This window comes from Kitasatospora sp. NPDC056327 (assembly GCF_042261735.1).
Taxonomy (GTDB): domain Bacteria; phylum Actinomycetota; class Actinomycetes; order Streptomycetales; family Streptomycetaceae; genus Kitasatospora.
Window position 1 is genome coordinate 1 of the sequence record NZ_JBHJRC010000409.1, and the last position, 5,871, is coordinate 5,871.

Here is a 5,871-nt window from a genome sequence, read left to right on the forward strand (position 1 = left end):
CGCGTGGCCTGCCACGCGGGCCGAGACGACAACGAGGGCCCCCTGCGAAGCGAACGACGGCGGGACGGAGCGGCGTGGGGAACTCGGCGCGCAACGCATCCGGCCGGGAGTGCTGCGCCTTCGCCTCTGCGGCAACGGCGTTCTCGCAAAGGTCCGTTGCTCGCCCGTGAGCTCCTCCCGGAGCATCGGCGTGACGGCCGAACGGCGGGGTCCGCCCTCGGCCCTCGGCCCGGAGGAGCGCTGCGACCGAGAAGCACGGCGGTGCCCCGGCCGTCCTCCACGGGCAGCGCTCGCCAAAGGCGCGGGGCCTGTCCGGCGGGGTGCTGCGGACAGGCCCCGCGGGCGGGCCTTCGGGCCTATTCGGCGGGGGTGCCGCGGAGGAGGAGGGGGAGGTGGAGGCCGCGGGCGAGGGCTTCGAGGGCGTGGGTGGTGCGGCGGTGCTGGTCGGGGGTCATGGCGTGGTGGAGGTGGGCGGGGTGGAGCCAGTGGAGGCCGGTGATGGTGGCCGGGGGGCGGTGGTGGGCGACGGTGGTCTCCTGGGCGGGGGTGAGGTGGCCGCCCCAGTGGACGAAGTTGATGCCTTCGGGGAGGTGGTGGGCGGGGACGTGGTCGGTGGCGAGGACGGTGTGGAGGGGGAGGACGAGGCCGGTTTCGGTCTCGGTGTGGCGGCGGGCGGCGTGGTGGGGGAGTTCGTCGGCCTCGGCGCTGCCGCCGGGGAGGGTGAGGCCGGTGCGGTAGGTGGTGGCGACGAGGAGGACGGCGCCGTCGCGGTTGAGGACGAGGGCCTGGTGGCCGTGGCGGCGGCGGGGCGGGGTGGTGAGGAGGGCGGGGAGCCGGTTGGTCATCGGTTCTTCCTTCGTGGGTGGTTGGACGGGTTGCGGGCGGGGTGGTCGGCCGGGAGCCGGGCGGAGCAGGAGGGCGGGCCGGTGGAGATGCCGGTGGTGGGGATCGGTCCGGCGATGAGGAGTCGGGGTGCGGGCGGGCCGTCGTGGATGGGCCGGCAGGCGAGTGCGGCGGCGGGGGCGCTGAGGGTGGGGGCGCCGAGGGCGGCGATGACGGGCTTGGCCGGGCGGGTCACACCGCGTCGGCGGCGCGGGGCCGGCTGGGGGTCTGGACCTGGACGAAGCGGGGGTTCGGGAGGGCCTGGACGCAGTCCGGCCCGGTGGTCCACTCGCAGCCGCCGGCGATGGGGCGGAGGTGGACGAGTCCGGCGAGGGTGTCCATGTAGACGGCCTCGACCGGCAGCCCGGAGGGGCCACGGTGCGCGAGGTCGCGGACGACCTCGCCGACGGCGGGGGTGTAGACGGGCATGCGGGGGCGACTGGGCATGGGAGCTCCACTGGTTGCACAGGGTCCCGGATCTCTCACGGGGTGTAGCCATAGTGGACTTCCGGACCCTAGGATCGGAAGGCATCCCCACTTGACAGATTTCTCCATGGGATTCAGGGATCGAAGAGGTCTGACCATGCGCGAGACGACACTGGACCCGTCGACATCTCCCCTTGCCGCCTTCGGCGTTCAACTTCGCAGGTCAAGGAGGGCGGCGGGGCTGAGCCAGGTTCAACTCGGGCAGCTCACCAACCTGAGCGACAGCCAGATCTCCAACCTCGAACGAGGGACGCGCAATCCCACACTCGACTGGGTCCGTGCAGCTGACGCGGTCCTGGAGACCGGTGGGACCCTGGAGCTGATGTACTGGAGCCTCAACGGGGCGTCCCTGCTGGAGGGCTTCCCCGAATACGTCGCGCAGGAAGCGAAGGCCGTCGAACTTCGACAGTTCGAACTTGGAGTCGTTCCTGGCCTGTTTCAGACCAGAACCTATGCGGAGACGCTGGCGGCAGCCGATGTACGACGAGGTGTCATCACCGCGGACGAAGCCGAGGGAAGAATCTCCTACCTCCTCACACGCCAACAGCGGCTCAACAGCCGCGACGCTCCCCTTGTCCATGCCGTACTGGATGAGAGCTGCCTTCGTCGCCACGTCGGCGGAACCGCGGTCATGCGTGAACAACTCGAACATCTGGCGGAGTTGGCAGACCGGCCGCGGACTATCATTCAGGTGGCGCCGTTCTCGATGGGCGAGCGCCGCTCCCTCGCTTTGCCTGTGGTCCTGCTGACCATGGCCGATCGCAGCATGCTGGGGTACACCGAATCCCAAGAGCGTGGATTTCTCACCAGGGAATCCCGGACAGTCACCCTGTGGGCCAGGGACTACGAACGGCTCCAGGTGGGATCCAGTTCGGATGTGTCATCCCTCGAAATGATCCGCGCGGCCCGGAAGGACCTCCGACCATGAGCCACATTGCCCTCGTAGACCTGGCCGGCAAGGCCTGGGTGAAGTCCAGCTACAGCCAGAACGGCGGAAACTGCGTAGAGGTCAACTCCGATTTCCCCGGCCTCATGCCCGTCCGTGACTCCAAGGACCCGGCCGGCCCCGCCCTCGTCTTCTCCTCCGACGCCTGGCGGTCCTTCGTCACCGCCGTCCAGGCGGGGGAGTTCGGCACCGTCTGATCCCGACTCCACCGACGGGCCTCGACCGGCTGCCGGTCGAGGCCCGTCGTCACGTCACCTTCCACCCGTGGGCGTACTCGATGTGCACCGTCCCGGGCCTGTTCCTCGGCGTCCAGCCGGCCGAGTGCCCCTCGTGCCGCAAGGTGACGCACTCGTGCATCCCCGGGTACTCCAGCGTCCGGACCGGACCGTCACTCACCAGCGAGTGCACGAGCGACCCCGACCAGCGGAACGCCGTCGCGCTCCCGGTCAGGAACAGCGTCTGCGCCGCGAACCCGAACCGCAGCTCGTCACGCCACTCCTCGAACCCCCGCCGCCGGTAGTCGATCTCCCCGTCCGCCGGGAAGTCCGTCTCCGGGATCTCCACCGTGTGCGGTCTCCCGGCCCCCAACCGCCCCCGCACCGCCTTCCACCGTGACGGCGGGAATCCCAGACCGTGGTGCACCAGCACCAGGTCCAGCACCACCGACGACCTCCGCCACTCCCCCACCCCCTGCGGCCCCCCACGCCCCGCCCTCAGCGGCACGTACACCAGCGACCGCCGCGACCGCGCCGCCAGCCCCCACGCCACCGCGAGACTCCTCGCGGCGTCCAGGTCCACGTACATGTCCAGCGACCAGTCGTGCTCGTACAGCACCGCACGGCCACCCGCCGGTGCCGCCTTCACGACCCGGTACTCCTCCCCACCGTGCCTGACCCGGTGAACCGTGGTTCTCAACCTCACCGGGCAGTCCTATCCCAGGCCAAGGCCCTCTGTCGCCCGGGTTTCCAACCCCCTACCGTGGATCCGGCGCCCACAGAAGGGATTTCGAGGGACCATGCCCGTTGATCTCACCAGCGCCCGGTGGCGGAAGAGCACCCGTTCCAGCAGCAACGGAGGATGCCTGGAAGTGGCCGACGGTCACCCGGACACCGTCCCGGTCCGGGATTCCAAGAACCCCGCCGGGCCCGTCCTCCTCTTCCCCTCCCCCGCCTGGCGCTCCTTCGTCGCCGCCGTGAAGGCCGACGAGTTCGACCTCCTCTGACCTGCGGTTCACACCTCGTCGCCACGCCCGCCGCACCGCACCCCCGCCCCGATCGGCGTTCGCCCCCGGGAGCCGACCGCTCGACCGGTCCCCGCTCCGGATGGCGACCGCCGCCGAACGGGCCCACGGCCCCGTCGGACCCGCCGTGCCGCACTGACCCGAACCGTCCGTTCCTGCTTCGATGGGCGGATGCCCGAGACACCTCCGCCGCTCCTCCCGCCGCCCGCCGAGCTGCTCGGCGTCCGACGCATCCGGCTGGCCGAGACCGCCGCGCCCCGGCTCACCATCGAGGAGCGGCAGGCCCGGGACCGCGCCTGGGACGACATGGTCCGTGACAATCCCGCCTTCTTCGACGGCCCGGTGGTGGCCTGTGCCGGCACCTCGTGGCCCCGCCCCGGTGAACTCCACCTCTCCTGGGCACGTGTGACATACCGTCACTACGCGCTCCGCCGGGTCTCCTTCGCCACCGCCCCCACCGCCTCCCTCTCCGCCGGGGTCCTGCAGCCCACCGACGACGGGCACGTGCTCGTCGGCCGGATGTCCCCGGCGACGGCCTCGCCCGGGCGCTGGCAGTTCCCCGGCGGCGCCGTCGAACCGCCGCCCGACGGTGAGCGCCTGGACGTCGCCGCGCTGCGCCGCAACGCCGCCCGCGAGCTGGCCGAGGAGACCGGCGTGACGGTCGAACCCGCCGAGTTGACGCTCTGGGCCGTCACCCGCGGCCGGTACGGCAGCGTGGGCGTGCTCTTCCTCGCCCCGCCCCGGCCCGAAGCGGTGCTGCGCGAACGCTTCGCCGGCCTCGCCCCGCAGGAGCGGGAGCTGGTCGAGCCGGCCTTCGTCCGCTCCCCCGACGACCTTTCCGCCCTCCCCGGCCCGCACGCCGACTACCTGGCCCCGGTCGTCCGGCGCCTGGCCCGGGAGCGGCGGCACAGCCCGGATTAGGAAGTCGGACCGGCCGACTTCCCGCTCCACCCATCGGCCACCCTCTCCGTCCTCTCCGCCCCCGCCCACTCCGCCCCCGCCCACTCCGCCGGCTCCACCCGCCCCGGCTACCCTGCCCGGGTGGATCACCGACGCGACCTCGACCGCGACCCCACCGAGCCCCCGGCCCCCGCCTGGGCGGAACTGTTCCGGCCGCCGGGCCCCGCTCCGGATCTCGCCCAGGCCTGGCTGGACGGCCTCGGCCTCAACCCGGGCTCGCCGGCGGACGTGCTGGTGGCCCTGCTCGGCACCGGGCACGACGGTCCCTTCTTCCGCCTGGACATCCCGGAGGCCGTCCTCGACGCCGCCGTCGTCAGCCCGTACCAGTACGTCCGGGAACGGGCCGCCGCGTGCGGGCGCCTCTCGCCCGGCCAGTGGCAGCGGCTGCTCACCGCGACGGAGAGCCTGCCGGACCACGCCTCGGCGCGGGCCGGCGCGGCCGGGGCGGCGGAACCTTCGCGCCCGCGCACACCCGGGGCCGTGCCGCCCTCGACCCCCGAGGAGATCGCCGCGCTCGCCGGAGCCGTCCCCGAGATCGACGACACCGACCGGAAGCCGGACCTGTGGTGGGTCACCGCCCTCCACCACGACGCGGCGGCCATGCGGCAGTTGGCCTCCTCGCCGAAGGCCTGGATCCGCCGGAGCGTCGCCCGGGCGCCCCGGCTGCCGGCGGACGTGGCCGACCGCCTCGCCCGTGACGAGTCCCGCGTCGTACGGCTCTTCCTCGGCGAATCCTGCGACGACGCGCCCGCCGGCCTCCTGCTCGCCCTGTGGGAGGCCGGCCACAGCGGCACCCTGTCGTTCCCCGACCGCCCTCGCGGCCACCCCAACTTCCCCCGGGACGGCCTCCTGCGCTTCGCGGACGACCCCCGGCCCCGGCTGCGCCGGCTCGCACTCGACGACCCCGCCGCCACGCCCGCGCTGGTCGAACGGCTCGCCCGGGACCCGGACCCCGGCGTCCGCGCCGACGCCGCCCAGGACCCCCGTCTCTCCCCCGCCACCGCCGCCGCGCTCACCAACGACCCCGACACCTGGGTGAGCCACCACGCCCGGCAGCACCCGGCCCTGCCGCCCGCCGTCCTGGCCGCACTGCTCCGGGACGAGGACGTGGACCTGGCCGAGGTGGCCGCCTACAACCCGGGGATCCCGCCGGCGGTCATGCACCGCATGATCACGACGGCTGGTGCGGTGCTGGAGGCGGAGGGGGATGCGTAGGAAGTCGGCCCCGCCGACTTCCTGCTCCACCCGCACCACCTCGGCCCCCGCCACCCCGGCCCGGGCGCGCACCGGGCGATCCCGGTAGCGGAGGCGGCCCCGGCCGCCCGACGCACAGGAAGTCGGACCGGCCGACTTCCCT

9 protein-coding genes are annotated in these 5,871 nt (G+C 73.3%); 5 read left to right on the forward strand and 4 right to left on the reverse strand.

All coding sequences use genetic code 11. The features are described from left to right. Nucleotides 1–356: 356 nt before the first annotated feature. From ACFCX4_RS34105 to ACFCX4_RS34115, 3 genes are read right to left on the reverse strand one after another with little or no spacing between them, the layout of a single operon-like run. The gene (locus ACFCX4_RS34105) at nt 357–845 is read right to left on the reverse strand and encodes an NUDIX domain-containing protein (protein WP_376150986.1); all 489 of its coding nucleotides are present in this window, start codon (nt 843–845) and stop codon (nt 357–359) included. Then, nucleotides 842–1,078, reverse strand: a complete 237-nt coding sequence (locus ACFCX4_RS34110) for a hypothetical protein (RefSeq protein ID WP_376150988.1) — start codon at nt 1,076–1,078, stop codon at nt 842–844. Before ACFCX4_RS34110 ends, ACFCX4_RS34105 begins: the two co-directional genes overlap by 4 nt. After that, nucleotides 1,075–1,329 (reverse strand): hypothetical protein, encoded by a 255-nt coding sequence (locus ACFCX4_RS34115; RefSeq protein WP_376150990.1) that lies wholly within the window; start codon nt 1,327–1,329, stop codon nt 1,075–1,077. Before ACFCX4_RS34115 ends, ACFCX4_RS34110 begins: the two co-directional genes overlap by 4 nt. Before the next feature lie 136 nt (nt 1,330–1,465). Between ACFCX4_RS34115 and ACFCX4_RS34120 the strand changes: the two genes are divergently transcribed. Both ACFCX4_RS34120 and ACFCX4_RS34125 read left to right on the forward strand, forming a co-directional pair. Then, nucleotides 1,466–2,296, forward strand: a complete 831-nt coding sequence (locus tag ACFCX4_RS34120; protein ID WP_376150992.1) for a helix-turn-helix domain-containing protein — start codon at nt 1,466–1,468, stop codon at nt 2,294–2,296. After that, entirely contained in the window at nt 2,293–2,511 is a 219-nt protein-coding gene (locus ACFCX4_RS34125) for a DUF397 domain-containing protein (protein WP_376150994.1), read from the forward strand. Before ACFCX4_RS34120 ends, ACFCX4_RS34125 begins: the two co-directional genes overlap by 4 nt. 49 nt (nt 2,512–2,560) lie before the next feature. Here ACFCX4_RS34125 and ACFCX4_RS34130 read toward each other — a convergent pair whose 3' ends face one another. Beyond that, nucleotides 2,561–3,178, reverse strand: coding sequence for a hypothetical protein (locus tag ACFCX4_RS34130; RefSeq protein WP_376150996.1), 618 nt, complete (start codon nt 3,176–3,178; stop codon nt 2,561–2,563). A 151-nt stretch (nt 3,179–3,329) separates the two neighbouring features. On the opposite strand from ACFCX4_RS34130, the gene ACFCX4_RS34135 reads away from it, so the two are divergent. The 3 genes from ACFCX4_RS34135 to ACFCX4_RS34145 all read left to right on the forward strand — a co-directional run bounded on the left by ACFCX4_RS34135 (nt 3,330) and on the right by ACFCX4_RS34145 (nt 5,729). Further along, complete coding sequence (locus tag ACFCX4_RS34135; protein WP_376150998.1) at nt 3,330–3,536, forward strand: DUF397 domain-containing protein; 207 nt, start codon at nt 3,330–3,332, stop codon at nt 3,534–3,536. Between the two features lie 189 nt (nt 3,537–3,725). Beyond that, a complete protein-coding gene (locus tag ACFCX4_RS34140; protein ID WP_376150999.1) occupies nt 3,726–4,475 on the forward strand; it encodes an NUDIX hydrolase in 750 nt (249 codons plus the stop codon). 120 nt (nt 4,476–4,595) lie between these two features. Further along, on the forward strand, nt 4,596–5,729 hold the full coding sequence (locus ACFCX4_RS34145; protein WP_376151001.1) for a hypothetical protein: 1,134 nt from the start codon (nt 4,596–4,598) through the stop codon (nt 5,727–5,729). The last annotated feature ends 142 nt before the right edge of the window (nt 5,730–5,871 follow it).

What these genes read in the sequence shown, in the direction of transcription:
- ACFCX4_RS34105 (WP_376150986.1), bottom strand. Translation starts at nt 845, where the DNA reads ATGACCAACCGGCTCCCCGCCCTCCTCACCACCCCGCCCCGCCGCCGC.
- ACFCX4_RS34115 (WP_376150990.1), bottom strand. Translation starts at nt 1,329, where the DNA reads ATGCCCAGTCGCCCCCGCATGCCCGTCTACACCCCCGCCGTCGGCGAG.
- ACFCX4_RS34120 (WP_376150992.1), top strand. Translation starts at nt 1,466, where the DNA reads ATGCGCGAGACGACACTGGACCCGTCGACATCTCCCCTTGCCGCCTTC.
- ACFCX4_RS34125 (WP_376150994.1), top strand. Translation starts at nt 2,293, where the DNA reads ATGAGCCACATTGCCCTCGTAGACCTGGCCGGCAAGGCCTGGGTGAAG.
- ACFCX4_RS34135 (WP_376150998.1), top strand. Translation starts at nt 3,330, where the DNA reads ATGCCCGTTGATCTCACCAGCGCCCGGTGGCGGAAGAGCACCCGTTCC.
- ACFCX4_RS34140 (WP_376150999.1), top strand. Translation starts at nt 3,726, where the DNA reads ATGCCCGAGACACCTCCGCCGCTCCTCCCGCCGCCCGCCGAGCTGCTC.